This is a genomic window from Halapricum salinum, from assembly GCF_004799665.1.
GTDB lineage: Archaea > Halobacteriota > Halobacteria > Halobacteriales > Haloarculaceae > Halapricum > Halapricum salinum.
In genome coordinates this window covers 2,952,123-2,968,283 of record NZ_CP031310.1, presented here as the reverse complement: position 1 = coordinate 2,968,283, position 16,161 = coordinate 2,952,123, and the positions used below count along the sequence as shown (strand labels likewise).

Annotated in this window: 16 protein-coding genes; 6 read left to right on the top strand and 10 right to left on the bottom strand. The window is 64.6% G+C overall.

The features are described from left to right. The first annotated feature begins 4 nt into the window (after positions 1 to 4). Positions 5 to 1,339, top strand: coding sequence for a DEAD/DEAH box helicase family protein (locus tag DV733_RS14555; RefSeq protein WP_049992711.1), 1,335 nt, complete (start codon positions 5 to 7; stop codon positions 1,337 to 1,339). Between the two features lie 9 nt (positions 1,340 to 1,348). Here the strand turns inward: DV733_RS14555 and DV733_RS14550 are convergent, their stop codons facing one another. Together DV733_RS14550 and DV733_RS14545 are read right to left on the bottom strand one after the other, a co-directional pair. After that, the gene (locus tag DV733_RS14550; RefSeq protein ID WP_049992710.1) at positions 1,349 to 1,786 is read right to left on the bottom strand and encodes a PIN domain-containing protein; all 438 of its coding nucleotides are present in this window, start codon (positions 1,784 to 1,786) and stop codon (positions 1,349 to 1,351) included. After that, entirely contained in the window at positions 1,783 to 2,079 is a 297-nt protein-coding gene (locus DV733_RS14545) for an AbrB/MazE/SpoVT family DNA-binding domain-containing protein (RefSeq protein WP_049992709.1), read from the bottom strand. Before DV733_RS14545 ends, DV733_RS14550 begins: the two co-directional genes overlap by 4 nt. Positions 2,080 to 2,213: 134 nt before the next feature. Between DV733_RS14545 and DV733_RS14540 the strand changes: the two genes are divergently transcribed. After that, complete coding sequence (locus DV733_RS14540) at positions 2,214 to 3,782, top strand: DUF790 family protein (RefSeq protein WP_049992708.1); 1,569 nt, start codon at positions 2,214 to 2,216, stop codon at positions 3,780 to 3,782. A 288-nt stretch (positions 3,783 to 4,070) separates the two neighbouring features. Here DV733_RS14540 and DV733_RS14535 read toward each other — a convergent pair whose 3' ends face one another. Together DV733_RS14535 and DV733_RS14530 are read right to left on the bottom strand one after the other, a co-directional pair. After that, positions 4,071 to 5,240 (bottom strand): inorganic phosphate transporter, encoded by a 1,170-nt coding sequence (locus DV733_RS14535; protein WP_049992707.1) that lies wholly within the window; start codon positions 5,238 to 5,240, stop codon positions 4,071 to 4,073. A 30-nt stretch (positions 5,241 to 5,270) separates the two neighbouring features. Further along, the gene (locus DV733_RS14530) at positions 5,271 to 6,464 is read right to left on the bottom strand and encodes an MBL fold metallo-hydrolase (protein WP_049992706.1); all 1,194 of its coding nucleotides are present in this window, start codon (positions 6,462 to 6,464) and stop codon (positions 5,271 to 5,273) included. 326 nt (positions 6,465 to 6,790) lie between these two features. On the opposite strand from DV733_RS14530, the gene DV733_RS17400 reads away from it, so the two are divergent. Next, a complete protein-coding gene (locus DV733_RS17400; protein WP_170178711.1) occupies positions 6,791 to 6,940 on the top strand; it encodes a DUF7512 family protein in 150 nt (49 codons plus the stop codon). 29 nt (positions 6,941 to 6,969) lie between these two features. Continuing rightward, positions 6,970 to 7,968, top strand: coding sequence for a sulfite exporter TauE/SafE family protein (locus tag DV733_RS14525; protein WP_049994260.1), 999 nt, complete (start codon positions 6,970 to 6,972; stop codon positions 7,966 to 7,968). 840 nt (positions 7,969 to 8,808) lie between these two features. On the opposite strand, the gene DV733_RS14520 is transcribed toward DV733_RS14525, so the two are convergent. From DV733_RS14520 to DV733_RS17175, 4 genes are all read right to left on the bottom strand, one after another. Beyond that, positions 8,809 to 9,657 carry a universal stress protein gene (locus tag DV733_RS14520; protein ID WP_049992705.1) on the bottom strand — a complete coding sequence of 283 codons (849 nt, stop codon included), beginning with the start codon at positions 9,655 to 9,657 and terminating at the stop codon, positions 8,809 to 8,811. A 146-nt stretch (positions 9,658 to 9,803) separates the two neighbouring features. Further along, positions 9,804 to 10,262, bottom strand: a complete 459-nt coding sequence (locus tag DV733_RS14515; RefSeq protein ID WP_049992704.1) for a YeeE/YedE family protein — start codon at positions 10,260 to 10,262, stop codon at positions 9,804 to 9,806. Continuing rightward, positions 10,259 to 10,750 (bottom strand): YeeE/YedE family protein, encoded by a 492-nt coding sequence (locus tag DV733_RS14510; protein WP_049992703.1) that lies wholly within the window; start codon positions 10,748 to 10,750, stop codon positions 10,259 to 10,261. Before DV733_RS14510 ends, DV733_RS14515 begins: the two co-directional genes overlap by 4 nt. After that, positions 10,747 to 10,887, bottom strand: a complete 141-nt coding sequence (locus DV733_RS17175; RefSeq protein WP_154019509.1) for a hypothetical protein — start codon at positions 10,885 to 10,887, stop codon at positions 10,747 to 10,749. Before DV733_RS17175 ends, DV733_RS14510 begins: the two co-directional genes overlap by 4 nt. Positions 10,888 to 11,116: 229 nt before the next feature. Here DV733_RS17175 and DV733_RS14505 point away from each other — a divergent pair, with 229 nt between their 5' ends. Beyond that, entirely contained in the window at positions 11,117 to 11,371 is a 255-nt protein-coding gene (locus tag DV733_RS14505; RefSeq protein ID WP_049992702.1) for a sulfurtransferase TusA family protein, read from the top strand. Between the two features lie 2 nt (positions 11,372 to 11,373). Then, positions 11,374 to 11,955 carry a DsrE/DsrF/DrsH-like family protein gene (locus tag DV733_RS14500; RefSeq protein WP_049992701.1) on the top strand — a complete coding sequence of 194 codons (582 nt, stop codon included), beginning with the start codon at positions 11,374 to 11,376 and terminating at the stop codon, positions 11,953 to 11,955. Positions 11,956 to 12,023: 68 nt separating this feature from the next. On the opposite strand, the gene DV733_RS14495 is transcribed toward DV733_RS14500, so the two are convergent. Beyond that, entirely contained in the window at positions 12,024 to 12,845 is an 822-nt protein-coding gene (locus DV733_RS14495) for a TrmB family transcriptional regulator (RefSeq protein ID WP_049992700.1), read from the bottom strand. 681 nt (positions 12,846 to 13,526) lie between these two features. Next, positions 13,527 to 16,094, bottom strand: coding sequence for a heavy metal translocating P-type ATPase (locus tag DV733_RS14490; protein ID WP_049992699.1), 2,568 nt, complete (start codon positions 16,092 to 16,094; stop codon positions 13,527 to 13,529). Positions 16,095 to 16,161 lie beyond the last annotated feature (67 nt).

Here is a 16,161-nt window from a genome sequence, read left to right as displayed (position 1 = left end):
AGTGATGCCGACGCGGCTACGCTTCGAGGAGGGGACGATCCGAATCGACGGCGATGTTCCCGACCTCCCATACGTCGAAAGCGATCCCCGGAGTCAGACGGGACGTGCCCCTGCGTTCCAGTACGCCGAGCTACTGGCCGCACTCGACGACGCCGGTATCGCCTACACTGACGAGGTTCACTACGGAACGACGCTGGATCTCGAAACCGCGTACGAACTCCGCGAGTACCAGCAGGGCGCGCTCGATTCCTGGCGCGCGGCCGGCGACCGCGGCGTCCTCGAACTACCCACGGGGAGCGGCAAGACGGTGATCGCCATCGCCGCCATCGCCCAGCTGGGCGTGCCGACGCTGGTCGTCGTGCCCACGATCGATCTGCTCGAGCAGTGGCGCGAGGAGCTTCAGCGGGAGTTCGACGTTCCCATCGGCCAGCTCGGCGGCGGCACCCAGCGCGTCGAGGCGCTGACCGTCGCGACCTACGATTCAGCGTATCTCCGGGCCGACGAACTCGGGGATCGATTCGGATTCGTGGTCTTCGACGAGGTCCACCATCTCGGCGGTGAGGGCTACCAGGAGATCGCGCGCCTTCTCGCCGCCCCCGCTCGGATGGGGCTGACGGCGACGTTCGAACGGCCGGACGGCGCACACGAGACGATCACCGACCTCGTCGGCCCCCGCGTCGTCCAGATCGACCCCGAGGAGCTGGCCGGCGAGCACCTGGCCGACTACGACATCAAACGGATCGAGGTGGCGTTGACCCCCGACGAGCGCGAGCGCTACGAGGAGTTTCAGGGAACATTTACGGACTATCTCGCCCGGTCGAACCTCCAGCTACGGAGCGGCGCTGACTACCGCAAGCTCGTCATGCGCTCGGGGACCGATCCCGCAGCCAGAGAGGCGCTGCTGGCCAAACAGCGAGCCCGTGAGGTGATGATGAACGCCGACCGAAAGGTCGAGGTCCTGGCCGACCTGCTAGATCGTCACGCCGCCGACCGGATCATCGTCTTCACCGCCTTCACCGACCTCGTCTATCGCCTCTCCGAGCGCTTCCTGTTGCCGGCGATCACTCACGAGACGGGCGCGGCCGAGCGCAAAGAGATTCTCCGGGCCTTTCGAAACGGAAGCTATTCGCGTATCGTGACCGCGAACGTCCTCGACGAGGGCGTCGACGTCCCGGACGCGAACGTGGCGATCGTCCTCTCCGGAAGCGGCAGCGAACGGGAGTTCACCCAGCGGCTCGGTCGCATCTTGCGACCGACCGACGACGGCTCACGAGCCCTGCTGTACGAGGTCGTCACCGAGGAGACGGCCGAAGAACGGGTCGCGCGCCGGCGGCGGTGAAGGTGCCCTTCAGCCTGGCTCGGTTCGGAAGCGTTCGATGAGGTGGTCGAATCCAGCGTCAGTTTCGAGGACGTCGTAGTCGTCGTCTGCACCGACGAGTAGCGTCACACCTTGCCTGTCCTCGTCGAGGTCTCTGGCAGCGGCGAGGGCGTATGCGTCCCCGAGCGCCGGGCTGTAGGTAGTCTTCAGATCCGAGGCTTGTCTCCAGAGTCCGTCGACATCGTAGGTGGTGACGCCGATATCTCGGAGCGCGTCGATGTGAGCGTCGGCCCGTTCGATGGACGTCAACCGGGCCGCGACGTACCGAAACTCTGCGAGGTTGATCGTGGCGATGTAGCCGTCCCGATCCCCGTCGTACACCAGATCGAGCCAGCGTTCTACGTCGCTAGCCCCCGGTTCGTCGAACGAGAACGCCAGCAGCGGCTCGGCGTCGAAGACGACCGTCATTCCGTCTGCTCCGAGGGACCGTGCTCGTGGCCGATCTCGTCTCGTTCTCGCTCCTCGCGGAGCAGTTCCGTGGCCGACTTCTCGCTGTCTGTGTCATCCTCGTCAGATGCCAGCGCGCCACGGAGTTCAGACGGGCGCTCGACCGGCCGGATCACGATCTCCCCGGCCGCTGTTTCGACGAATCGGACGCGACCCGGCGTGTCGATGTGGAGTTTGTCTCGAAACTCCTTGGGGATCGTCGCCTGTCCCTTGCTCGTGACGGTGACGGTCCGCCCGTCTTCTGACTCGCTCATAGGTAAGTGTACGCGACAGTATTACTTCAATATTAGTAATACTTCACAGGGCCTGCTGGACGAACTTCTGTCTCTGGTGGCGGTGTCGAACCCCCACCGGGCGGTTTAAGCGGCCGGCAGGCACATCCTCTCGTGTGCTGACGAAGGACCTGCTTCGCGTCTCCAGAGCTGGTGGTGGCTACCACCCGCAGTTCGTCGGCGAGGCCCACCGCGAACTGACCGCACAGGTCATCGGAACCTATCAGGGTCACGTCGGCGAGTCCCGCGCGGATCTTGAGTCGGCGCTGACCGATCTCGAACGTGACGCGCCCGACTTCAAGCTCGTGCGCGGATTCGCGAAACTCCTCGATCGGGAGGCGACCGTCGAGACGCGATCACCACTGCCCCCGGAGCGCGCCCGCCGCGCCGCCTTCGAGGCCGCAGAGGAGGTCGGTGTCGTGAGCGAGACAGACCGCGAGCGCGCACTCTCGCAAGCAGCTGATCGGCTCGCGACTGACTCCACGGCCGTCGAAACGTCGCTGTACGCCGACCTCGAAGATCGGCAGATCCTGACAGACGTCTCGACGCGCTACGATCCGGAGTCCCTCTGTCGGCAGTACGATCTCTCGCTTGCCCAGACCGCCCTGTTCGACGCGACCGAGGTTCGGATCCGCAGCGACGATCCAAAAGCAGTGATCTCGGCGGTCAAACGACTGCGACTCATGTACGAGATCGAACGGACGGAGACGAGTGAGGGAGCGATCGCGAACCGTGAGGTCGTCGTCACGGGGCCGACGACGCTGTTCCGGCGGACGCGCCGGTACGGGACGGGCTTTGCACGCCTCCTGCGAAGCGTCGCGAAGACCGCAACGTGGCGGCTCGAAGCGACCATCGACGACGACGGGACCGAGCGCCGCCTGCTGCTCACCGACGAAGACGTCTCGGTCCCCGACCACGAGCCAGTGACCGAGGTGACCTTCGACAGCGGTGTCGAGGCCGACTTCGCCACCCGGTTCGAGTCGCTGGGTCTCGACTGGGAACTCGTTCGCGAGCCTGACCCTCTCGCCTCGGGGGCACACGTCGTCATCCCCGACTTCGCGTTCGACTACGAGCACGCCGATTTTCGTGTCTATTTCGAGATCATGGGCTTCTGGACGCCGGCGTACGTCGCGAAGAAACTCGACAGGCTGGCCGACCTGGAGGATGTCGAGATGCTCGTCGCAGTAGACGAGACGCTCGGCGTCGGCGAGGCAGACGACGTCGACGTACTGAGCGAATCCGGGGCTGCGGACGCGGAGATCGAGGCACGGGGCCATCGAGCAATTCCCTACTCGGGGACGGTCAGAATGAAAGACGTCCGGGACGCGCTCAGGCGCTACGAGGATACGCTCGTGGCCGCGAGCGCGGCCGACCTGCCCGAAGAATTAGCCCCGGACGGAGATGTGACGACCATCGCGGCCGTCGCGGCTGCCCACGGCGTCAGCGAGGACGCGATCGAGGACAAGTCCTTCCCCGACCACGAGCGCGTCGGACGGACGCTCGTCCGGCCCGCGGTGCTGGAGGAACTGGCAGGCGAGATCGAGTCGGGGATGGCGCTGTCGGACGCCGAAGCGCTCCTCGACGACCGCGGGATCGACGACGCGAGCGCGGTGCTCGCACGTCTCGACTTCCGGGTCGAGTGGCAGGGCCTCGGTGGCGGAACGCTCGCTCGGCGAGAGGGGTAGCCTCGGCGGCGAAATGATCGCTCAGCGAAGGAAACGGACGGTCCAGACCCGGACCGAATGGTCGTCTGCCCCACCACACACCGAACTACGCTTCGCGTTCGCGTTCGGGTTCGGCAGCGCGGCGCTGGCGGGACCGTTGGGCGGCGATACTGTCTGCGACGTCTTTGTCGGTGTCGGCGTCAGCGTCCATGGGACCACGTCGACTCTCGTCGACACTCGTCCGTACACGAGGCAGTATTATAGGCCTGTTCGAGACTCAAATCCTGATTTTAATGACCGACTGGGACCTCAGACGAAGGTGAGGACGCCGAAGCCGATCACGAACGCCAGCGCGAACGAGCCGGCCCACGCGCCGATCGTCCGGCCGATCTTTGCGCGACTGATCCCATCGCCGCCAGCGACGGCCGCGCCGCTGCCGATGATCGCCGTGACGATCGCCTGGTTGAACGAGATGGGCGTCCCGAGCGCGACCGCGACCTGGGCGAACAGAAACGTGGGCAACAGTGCCGAGATCGACCGTCGCGGCCCCAGTGACGCGTAGTCCTGGGAGAGGGACTTGATCATGCGGGGCGCGCCAGTCCAGGAGCCGACGAGCATCCCGACTGCGCCGCCGGTCAGCACCGCCAGCAGCGAGACGTCGACGTCGGCGAGCAGCGGCACGAGCGGCCCGACGGCCAGCCCGACCTGGCTCCCACCCGCCGAGAACGCCACGAGCGACCCCAGCACGAGGAGGAACCGCCGGAGACCGCGTTCCTCGTCGGTGCGGATCGCCCGCCGGACGAGCAGTGCCGAGGCGACCGCGACGACCAGGACTACCGCCGCACGGCCGGTGACACCGCCGACGGGCCCGACACTGGCGACGGTCTCGGCCACCGAGCGGCTGGCGTCGCCGGGCGCGAGCATGGCGAACTGGATCAGCGTGACCGCCCCGCCGGTGAGGGCCGCGAGCACCGGGACCGACCGGGACTCGGGGACGTCCTCGCGGGGGAGGACGCTGGCCAGGCCGTAGGCCAGACCGGCGTTGACCAGCGGCGCGAGCGTCCACATCGCGCCGATCTCGGCGTACTTTTCCCAGGCCGGGAGGCCGCCAAGCGCGAGGCCGGCGCCGACGATCGCGCCGGTGACGGTGAAGGCGGTCGCGATCGGGTAGCCGGTAGCGATGCCGACGGCCATCAGGCCCGCTGCCGTGAGAAGTGCGAGGATCACGGCCGTGGGGGTGAGCGCAGTCCCACGGATCAGTCCCGACCCGACGGCTTCGGTGACGCTGCCGCCCTGGAGGACGGCCCCGAGGAAGCCGAGGATGCCGACGACGAAGGCGGCCTGCATCGTCGAGATGGCGTTGGCCCCGACCGCGGGCGCGAAGGGGGTCGCGCCGCTGGAGCCGGCGCCGATGACCCACGCCATGAACAGGCTCGCGCCGCCGGCGAGCAAGAACACTCCGAGTGTAGCAGCGTCCATGAGAGAATGAAAAGACAGTGCAGATGCCGATCAGTCGCTGGTCATCGACTCGGAACTGGCCGCGCAGTTGTTCGGGCCCAGTTCCAGGGTGAAAGCTTCGTCTTCGTCGGTGTCGCGCTGGCCGAGGTTGGTCGCGATGATCTGCTCGTAGTTGGCCGGGCGCGGGGGCATGTCCGCCAGCACGGTCTCGACGAACTCCTCGCGGTCGTACTCCAGTGGGTCCATCTCCTCGCGGAGGTCGCCGATCGGCGCCGTGTAGGTGCCGTCTTCGGCGGCTTCGGCGGCGTCGCTGAAGTGTGCGCCGCCGACGAGCACATCGTCGTCCAGGTCCAGGACGCGCTCCTGGAGGGTCTCGTAGAGCTGGCGGGCCGCGTCGGGCGCGCCGTCGTCACCTTCTTCGAGATCGGGGCGGGCGACGCTCTCGACGAACAGCCCGTCGCCGGTCGTCAGGAGACTGTCGCCGACCAGGTAGGAGGTCATCCCGGAGGTGTGCCCGGGCGTGTAGACGGTCTCGATTTCCACGTCGCCGACCGCGAAGGTGTCGCCGTCGGCAGCGGTCTCCATCTCCTCGGCGTAGGTGACCCCGCGGTCGACTGCTTCCTCGGGGATGACGCCGGTGACGCCTTCCTCGTCGAGCGCGCGAACGCCGCTGACGTGGTCGGCGTGGATGTGCGTGTCGAAGGCGTAGGTCAGCTCGACGCCACGTTCTTCGGCGTCGTCGAGGTAGCGGTCGGTAAAGGCCTGCAGCGGGTCGATCACGGCGGCCTCCTCGTCGTCGTAGACGAGGTAGCCGAGACAGCCGCTGGAGGGGCGCTGGTACTGCAGCACGGTGCCGGGGCCGTCGTAGCGCTCGACCTCGACGGCGTCGTAGATGCTCGCCCAGCCGTTCATGCCCTCCTCGAGGTGGACGACGTCACGGCCCTCTTCGGCGAGTGTGCCCGCGACGTACTCGCTGGCACCGCCTTTCGCACACAGGACGACCAGCGGGTCGCCCTCGGGAACGTCCGCGAGCACGTCCGCGTCGAGGTCGTCGTCCAGGAAGTGGAAGTAGGGCACGTTCTCGATCTCGACGGTCTCGCCGTCGATGTGCCATTCCTCGAAGTCCCCGCTCGCGCGGGCGTCGAGGATGGTCACGTCTTCGCCAGCCTCGATCTGATCGCGAAGCGCGTCCGGGGTGATTTCGTCGACCGGTTCGTCCGGGGTGGGGAAATCGTCTGGATTCATCGGTACTCATCACCTCGTACTGGGGGGAATGGTAAAAGAGTTTTGTATGAAAGTCACAATTCCGTTCCAGACTACACACCTTCTTACGTCAGGTTGGGCCATCCGGGAGAGCTTCGAATCAATAAAAACACCCCTGACTGTGGGGGAAATGTACATCAACGGGCGCCCGTATATCGATACGATATCCATAACTTATGTATATCCATGTGTGGGGTAGGGAGATATAGTATTGTGCGGTACTTCCAAAACCGTTATTACCCGTCGCCGGATACGACCATTCGAGCAGAAACCCATGATGTGTACAAGACTTGCAGAGGTGGACGACGATGTTCGGTGTTGAATCGCTGACCGGCCCGACGGGGGCCGCAGTGTTGATCGGGATCGTCCTGGTTGAGGCGCTGGTGCTGTACGTCGGTTACGGCGCTCTCGAGAAACTCCTGGGGCCACGCATCGCCCGCATGTTGCGGGGTGACTGACCGTGGAGTTTCTGGGCGTCGCCGTGAGCATGCTCGGATTGTTCGTGGGCTTCGGCGTGCTGATCGGCCTCCTGTTCGGTTTCTTCGGGATGGGTGGCTCCTTCCTCGTCACGCCCGCGCTCATCGTGATGGGCTACAAGACCGACGTTGCTGTCGCCTCGGGCCTGGCGTTCGTCTTCGGAACGTCGGTGATCGCGACGCTGAAACACCGTGACCTGGGGCAGGTCGACTACAAGCTCGGCGTGTTGATGATCGCCGGGACCACCGCGGGAATCGAGGTGGGACGGATCGGCCTCCACTGGATGCAGGACCTGGGCGTCGCAAACACGTTCGTCAGCGTCACGTACGTCGCCCTGCTGGGCGGGATCGGTATGTTCGTCACCTACCGCGCGATGGGCGACGACGGCGGCGGGATCAGCCACGACGTCGACGAGGACGTCGACGCCGACGACATCCCCGAGATCGCCAAGACGATCCAGTCGTACGATATCCCGCCGATGATGTCCCTGCGCGGGGGCATCAAGGTGTCGCTGTGGATGATCCTTCTGGTGGCGTTCGCCACCGGCCTGCTGTCGGGACTGCTGGGCGTCGGCGGCGGGTTCATCCGCATGCCCGCGCTGTTCTATCTGGTGGGCGTTCCCGTCCCCGTCGCGGTGGGGACCGACCTGTTCGAGATTGTCTTCTCGGGCGGAATCGGGAGCTTCCTCTACGCGATGGACGGCGCGGTCAACCTCGGAATCGTGATCCCGCTGCTGGCCGGCTCTGCCTTCGGCGCACGCCTGGGCGCGGCGGCGACGAGCATCGTCGACGAGGACGACATCAAGGTCTACTTCGGCGTAATGCTGTTGCTCGGCGCGGTCGCGGTCGCCGTCCGAGAGGTCGGTGGCATCCTCGAGATGCCGGTGCTGGACATCGTGAGTCTGGTGATCATCCTCGGTGCGGCGACGCTGGTCAGCGGGGCCGTCGTCGTCAGTTCGATCCGGGAACTTCGCTCGGAGTCGTCGACGAGAGCCACGCCGGCCGACTGATAGTGATCGCTGTCGTCGCCCTGTTTTCGGGCTCGTCGTTCGCTGGACGTGCCGAGCTGAGTCAGCCGGTCGCGATCTCGTTCGCGAGTGTTCGAGCTGTGTGTGAACCGTCACAACCGACAGCCAGAGGAACGCTATCCTCGACTCCTCTCGAACGCTTTTATCACGCTCGTTAGGAATCGTGACCAGCGGAAGCAGCGCTTCCTGACCGCCCCGCCGTGGCCGTTCTCGTGAGCAGGGCGGGACCGAAGGTCCCGCTGGCAGCCGGCGCCCGCGGCGCCGGCGCCCGGGAGCGAAGCGAGCGGGACCGTCTTCCCGAGGGAGCGAATGTCGCGGCATCTGCCGCGACCGAGTGTGCCGGGAGACCCCGTCTCCCGTACCCTGCGGCGCAGCCGCAGGAACTCGGGGAAGGGCAGGTCTGCTGGTGCGGTTGTGGTCGCGGTTCCTGGGGGACTGATAGTGATTACTGTAGCGATTTACCGCTATGACCGCACGCCTTCGTGCGGTCAATGCGGAACAGACCTACAGTAATCACTATGAAAGGGCGAGACTCGCTGGCGTTTATATAGTCGCTCTGACCGGCTCTATCCGGCAGAGCGACCGCCAGCGAGGGGAGGGCTTTCGCGGCTTGTGGTCTCAATCAGTAGCCTCTCAGAAGCCGAGCCAGACAAGGACGTCCTCCTTCGGTCCGGAGTAACAGTATCGGGACGGTCGAAAGACACAACAGATCCGAGGGCGTCGGGCTGATAGTAATTACTGTAGCGAGTTCCCATTACGACCACCCGACTCCGGGCGGTCGATGTGGAACAGACCGACAGTAATCACTATGACCCCAATCAGTTACCGCACGCGGGCCGGCGGCACCAGCAAGACGTTACTCTCGGCCCGCGCGATCACGTCCTCCGAGGTGCTCCCGAGCAGGAGCCGCCGGAGACGACTGCGGCCGCGCCCGCCGATGAGAACCGACGTCGGGTCGACCTCGCGTTCGGTGGCCAGAATCTCGTCGACGGCCGCCCCGTCGCGAACGATCGTCTCGGTCTCGATGCCCATCTCGCGGAGCTGGTCGGCGAGTGCTTCGAGGCGCTGCTCGGCGTCCTCGACGACCTCCCCGCTCGACCGGCGTTCCGGGGGCTGGACGTGCAACAGCGTCGCCTCCTGGGTCGCTTTCTTCGTCCGGTGGAACTGCTCGAACGCGCGCTCGGCGTTCTCCGAGAAGTCCGTCGCGTACAACATCCGCTGAAACAGGTGACGGTTCGCGACCTCCAGCCCGTTCTCGCCGTCGACGATCCGCTGGACCAGCAGGGGTCTGACTGCCGTCCGCGCCAGGTTCTTGATCGTGCCGCCGACGAACCGCTGTTTCAACGGGCTCTGTCCCCGCGAGCCGGCGATGAGCAGGTCGGCGTTCACCTGCTCGGCCAGGCCGTTGATCCGCCGGTGAGGCGTCCCCCGGACGACGTGCGTGTTGACGGTGAACCCCTCGGCCTCCAGGTGCTCTCGCTGGCGATTTAGTCCCTTGCGGGTTCGTTCCCCGACGTCGCTGCCGGGCATCCCGGTCGTGACGTTCGGGCTCGTGACGGTGATGAGGTCGATCTCGTCGATCCCGTACCGGCCCAGACACTCCAGACAGATCCGGGACTCGATCGCCGTGTCGATGGCCGAAGACAGGTCGGTCGCGTACACTGCTCGCATACGCATCCATACGAACCGGCCCAATATAGTATTGTTGATTTCATCCAATACTACGCAAAACAGCGGCGAACAGCACCGGCTGGCCGAACGCGTGGAAAGCGAACGCAGACGAAAAACGCGGAGCCGCGGATTCCGAACCGCCCCGATCAGTCGGCGGTGGCGGCACCGACGTCGGTCCCCTGGCGCGAGGACCGCCAGCGCCCGTGGACGTACGCCCCGAGGAACATGCCGCCGATGGCGATCAGGATGGGGTAGTTACCGACGCCGACGCTGGCGTAGGCCGCGCCGGGACAGATGCCCGACAGCCCCCAGCCGACGCCGAAGATCGAGCCGCCGACGATCACGTTCTTGTCCATGGACTTGTCCCGTCTGCTGAAGATCTCGCCGGTGAGCGGGGCGCGTCCGAACAGCCGCGGGACGACCGCGAAGGCGATCGCGCTCGTGATCGCACCGCCGCCCATCACGAACAGCAGCCCGAAGTCCTCGAACTGCAGGAAGTCCAGCACGACCTCCGGTCGGGCCATCTGGCTCAGTCCGAGGCCGAAACCGAAGATCAGGCCGCCGACGAGGATCACGCCGTAGAAGGCGGGCGAGCGGTCGCTCACGGTGCCACCCCCAGAGCGGAGACCAGCTGTGCCGTCCCGATGGCGAACGCCATGAACGTCGCGACGTTCAGGATGGAAGTGTTCGACCCCGAGCCGACGCCACAGACGCCGTGGCCGGAGGTACAGCCCTTGCCCAGGCGGGTCCCGATGCCGACGAGAATCCCGCCGACGAGCAGTCGCCACCACTGGACGTCGGTCGTCCAGCCGCCGGGACCGAGCGTCAGCGCGTAAATCGCCGCCCCGCCGACGATACCGAGGGTGAAGACCACGCGCCAGTCGCGAGTGGCGACGTAACTCGGCCTGTTGAGTCGCGGGACCGAGGAGACGTACGACCACGTCGACTCGAGGAACGTGCTCGCGCCCGCGATGATCCCCGTCCCGGCGTAGATGACTGCGACGCCCAGGCCGATTAACAGCCCGCCGGCCGCGTAGTGGCCGACGCCGTTCGGAAACAACGCGTCGATCGTGAGTTGCAGTGGCTCGATCATCGGTCGTCCGTTTGGTCAGTCACTCGCGCTGCCTGCTGATCGGTCCGTCGTTCGTCACCCTCGAGAAAGCACTCCAGCATCGGGAGACCGACCACTGTGATACCTCCGTCTTCGTCCAGTGCGAACGGCTTCGTCATGTCTTACTCGTGCGTACCCGATCTGACTACTAAAACGTTTGGATAGTAATTCATCTATAACGCAATACCAATGTCTGTGGAATTCTCGCTTACAGCGCATACCATGGTATAAAAGCCCTTAATCGCGAGGATATTGATTGATTAGTAGCTATAGTAATTCGCGATATCCACCAAGCAACAAACTTTTGTATACGCCCGCAATATTGTGCACCACGCCCAAAATAGAACCATGACACAGGAGTTCACAACGACTGAGACGCTGGACGTGCGCGGACAGAACTGCCCGATGCCGGTCGTCAAGACCAAGCAGTCGGTCGACGACCTCGAGAGCGGCGACGTGCTGGAGGTGCTGGCGACCGATCCCGGGAGCGAGAGCGACCTCGGTGGCTGGGCCGACTCGACCGACGGCGTCGCGCTACTCGAACAGGACCAGACCGAGATGGACGGCGAGACGGTCTACACTCACTACGTCCGCGTCGAGTGACGATGAGTACTGATACACCGCCTGTCGAGGACGAGACGGAACAGCTGTCGCGTGCGGAACTGCAAGCCCGCGTCGAGGAACTCGAATCGCGGTTGAGCGACGTCGAAGCCGAGACGGGCGACGACGGACAGAAGATGTCCATCATCGCGACGAAAGGCACCCTCGACATGGCCTACCCGCCGTTGATCCTCGCGAGCACGGCCGCCGCGTTCGGGTACGACGTGACGGTCTTTCACACCTTCTGGGGACTCGATATCCTCCACGAGGAGCACTCGAAGAACCTCAAACTGAGTTCGGTCGGCAATCCGAACATGCCCGTCCCGAACGTCGTCGCCGCGTTGCCGGGGATGGACCGCGTGACGACCTCGATGATGGAACGGAAAATCGACGGCAACGACACCGCGACCATCGAGGAACTGATCGAAACCTCGCTGGATATGGGTGTCGAATTCCAGGCCTGCCAGATGACGATCGACCTGCTGGACTACGACGAGGACGACTTCTACGACGGCGTCAGAACCGGCGTCGGCGCGGCGACGGCGATTCAGGACATGGCCGAGGCAGACATTCAGCTACTGGTCTGACCGGCATTCCGGACATCGTCTCTCCCACCGCGAGCGAGTGTAACCGATGGATACGCCGTTGACGAGCCCTACTCTCCGCTGAGAGGTTGTTGGGAGAATCCGATAGCGAGGATCCGCCGCACGATCGTGACGACACCGTTGTGAAACCCGGTTCCGAAGACAGCGACCTCTCTCGCTGGTGCCTCGTCATGATTTTCGTAGTACGTGCTCACGAGGATCTTCGATCGGTCGATCAGGAGCAGACGACCGATCTCCGTCGTATCCTCGACTTCGGGCAACCCACGCAACCACTCCAGTCCCGTCACGAAGACTTCGGCCTGCGGGAGTCGAGACCGAATCGTCGTTTGCAGTTCGGGAGTAATCGCTCCGAGGATGATCTCGACACCGCTTTTCTGGGCCTGTTCGAGTGCTGCGGACAGCTCCTCGGTGAAGATTTCCTCGTTACCGATGATCATCAGAATCTCGTCGGTCGCCGCTTCGATGCTCGCGGTGACTCGATTGGCGATGGCTGCTGTCCCGCTGAGTGACCAGACCTCGTGGGCGATCTGCTCACCGTCAGTGTGGTCTGCCGGCTCGAGTCCTCTCAGCTCGGTTCGGAGTGACTCGAAGCGCTCACGGTATTCGGCTTCGAGCGTCTCGACGGCCTCGTCGACTGGGACAGCACGAAACACCTGTGGGCTCGAGTGTTGGACTTCGACGAGCCCTTTCGATTCCAGAACGCGGACTGCGTCGTAGACGCGCGTTCGCGGAACCTCAGAGAGGTCACTGATATCTTTCGCAGTGCCATGTTCGACTCGCGAGAGCGCGACGAAGGATTTCGCCTCGTACTCTTTCAAGCCGAGCTGTTGTAGTAATTCGACCGGCTGCGGATCTGTTGATAGGTCGTGCATAGGGTCCCAACCTCGCTACCGGATTCTCCAGTAGCAATGAGAGGTTTCTCTGGCAGACGGAAATGGGTTTCTGCTGGATTATCCAGACTCGTTTCTATTCGGATTCTAATTCTTCGGTATTCGATCGCCCCGTCGTACCCCAGACGCGACGTTTGTTCTAGATGTTAACTCAAATAATCACAACAGCATTAAGAGGGACGCAGTCAGAGTACCAGATGGCACGCGATTCAGGGATGGTCCCAACCTCACTGGTTCCGCGTGCTGGGGCTACCGAGACGGTAGCCTTCGAAGTGTCGTGGCGACCCGCACTTGCCAGATGACGACTATTCTCAATCGATCTCGTGCCACCGCAAGCGCTGTCACTCAGTTCCTCAAACGTTCGAATCTCGTTAAAATAGTTACAACTTATCATGCAGATGCTCCTATCGTCAGATGCCGGATTCGGTGAACATCGCCTCTGACAAGCAAATTCACTGAACTCGGTCCGGTAGCGACGACATGACTCGGAACGGACCGCGATTTCCTCAGAGGACGCCTCGACGGTCGTTGGGGGACGCTCTGGACAGGCTCCGGGGGATCCACCGGTTCCGTTCCACCGCCTCACCCGCTACCGCTTTAACGACACCACCGCGCGAAGCGATGTCGACTCGCCGAGGGGTGGCCCTACGTTCCGCGCAGCGGTTACAGCCCTAGCAACGAGTAGTCCTCGTCGGGTTCGTACCCGCGAAACAGCAAACTGTTCGTCAGCACCGAGACGCTAGAGGCGGCCATCGCGGCCGCCGCGAGCACGGGCTGGAGCAGACCAAGACTCGCCAGCGGGATCATCACGGTGTTGTATCCCAGCGCCCAGAAGAGGTTCTGCTTGATCTTCTGGAGGGTGGCCTCCGAAATTCGGATCGACTTGAGCACGTCCGCGGGGTCGTCGCGCATCAGCGTGACGTCGGCGGCCTCGATTGCCACGTCGGTCCCGCTGCCGATGGCGGTCCCGACGTAGGCGGCAGCCAGCGCGGGCGCGTCGTTGACGCCGTCGCCGACCATCATCGCCCTGGATCCGTCGTCCTGGATCTCCTCGACAGCGTCGGCCTTCTCGTCGGGCAAGACTTCGGCCATCACGTTCTCGGGGTCGATTCCCACTTGCTCGGCGACCGCGCGGGCCGTCCGCTCGTTGTCGCCGGTGAGCATCCAGACGTCGACGCCCCGCGCCCGGAGATCCGAGACGGCCTGCTTCGCGCTCTCTTTGACGGTGTCGGCGTCGGCGAGCACGCCGATCAGGTCGCCGTCCAGACTGACGAGCATCGCGGTCTTGCCCTCCGATTCGAGGCGCTCCATCGCGTCGTCCGCGGGCGAAGGATCGACGCCCTCGTCTTCGAGCAGTTTTCGGTTGCCGACCAGCACCTCGCCGTCGCTGGTCGTCGCTCTCACGCCGTGGCCGGGCACGTTCTCGAAGGAGTCGGGTTCTTCGGGATCGATCCCGCGCTCGCGTGCGCCTTCGACGATCGCCTTCGCGAGCGGGTGTTCGCTGCCGCGCTCGGCGCTGGCGGCGACTTCGAGTACGAACGACTCGTCGACCTCGTGGCCGGCTACCAGTTCCCCACCGTCGGCCTGCGGGAGCGCGACCACGTCGGTCAACTGCATCTCGCCTTCGGTCAGCGTCCCCGTCTTGTCGAAGACGACGGTATCGACGTCGCGGACGCGTTCGAGGATGTCCCCGCCCTTGAACAGGACGCCGTTCCGCGCGCCGATCGACGTTCCGACCATGGTCGCCGCCGGCGTCGCGAGCCCGAGGGCACACGGACAGGCGATCAGGACCGCCGAGGCGAAGACGATCACCGAGAACTCGAAGAGCGGGATCGCCCCGCCCAGGATCGTCGGCCCACCGGCGACGAGTCCCCAGAGCGGGAGCGCGTCGACGAACCCGCCCAGCGTCTCGGGGAAGGTGTACCAGAGCGTCCCCCACAGGAGCGCGTTGACGATCACTGCGGGTACGAAGTACGCCGAGATCCGATCGGCGACGTTCTGGATCTCCGGCTGGCGCGACTGGGCCTCCTTGACGCGCTGGACGATCTGCTGGATCGCCGTCTCCGAGCCGACCTTCGTCGCCTCGACGACGAGCACGCCGTTCTCGTTGATGGTCGAGCCGATCACTTCGTCGCCCTCGCTCTTCTCGACGGGGACGGACTCGCCGGTGACCATCGACTCGTCGACCGCGCTCTCGCCGTCGACGACCTCGCCGTCGGTCGGGATCTGCTCGCCCGGCCGGACCTTCAGGCGGTCGCCCACCTCGACGTCTTCGAGGGGGATCTCTGCTTCCGAGCCGTCCTCACGAACCACCGTCGCCGTGTCGGCCTCCAGTTCGAGTAACTCCCGGAGCGCGTCGCTGGCCTGGCCCTTCGAGCGAGCCTCCAGGTAGTTCCCGAGCGTGATGAACACCAGGATCAGCGCTGCAGTGTCGAAGTACAGTCCCTCGCTGGCGATCAGCCCGACGAGGACGGCGACGGAGTAGAGGTAGGCCGTCGACGACCCCATCGCGATCAGGACGTCCATGTTGGCCCTGCGGTTGTTCACCAGTGCGTTGTAGGAGTTCTCGTAGAACTGCCGCCCGAGGAGGACCTGCACGGGCGTCGCGAGCGCGAACGCGACCCAGCCGACCGAGACGCCCGCGACTGTCTCGGGGACGACACCGAGTTCGAACAGGTGGTCGGCCATAAAGAGCAGCAACGGCAGCGACAGTACCGCCCCGAACAGTGTGAGGTTGCGCTGGTGGCGGATCTCCGCCGTCCGCGCGATGTCCTGGCGCTCCTGACTCGATAGTTCCTCGTCACCGTCGTCCTCCCGGACCGGCGTGTAGCCGGCGTTCTCGATCGCTTCGTAGAGATCCGCCATCCCGACGTCTGCGGGGTTGTACCGGACCTGCGCCTCGTCGGTCGCGAAGTTGACGTCGGCCTCGACCACACCAGGTGTGCGTTCGAGCGACGACTCACTGGTCTCCGCACAGTTCGCACAGGACATGTCCGTAATCGCGATCGTCACCGTCTCGCTTGCCACCTCGTAGCCCGCGTCCTCGATCGCAGCGAAGATCCGGCCGAGCGAGACCACGTTGGGTTCGTACTCGACCGTGCCCTCGTCGGTCGCGTAGTTGGCTGACACCGAGGACACGCCGTTCAGGTCGCCCACGGCGTCTTCGATCGTCGCTGCGCAGTTCGCACAGCTCATCCCCTCTAGCTGCAGTTGGGTGGTCCGTGAACTCATTACTTCATACTACGGGGTCCCTGTTCATGCGGTTTGTCCCTTTGACCCCCTCGTAGACATCCACAGA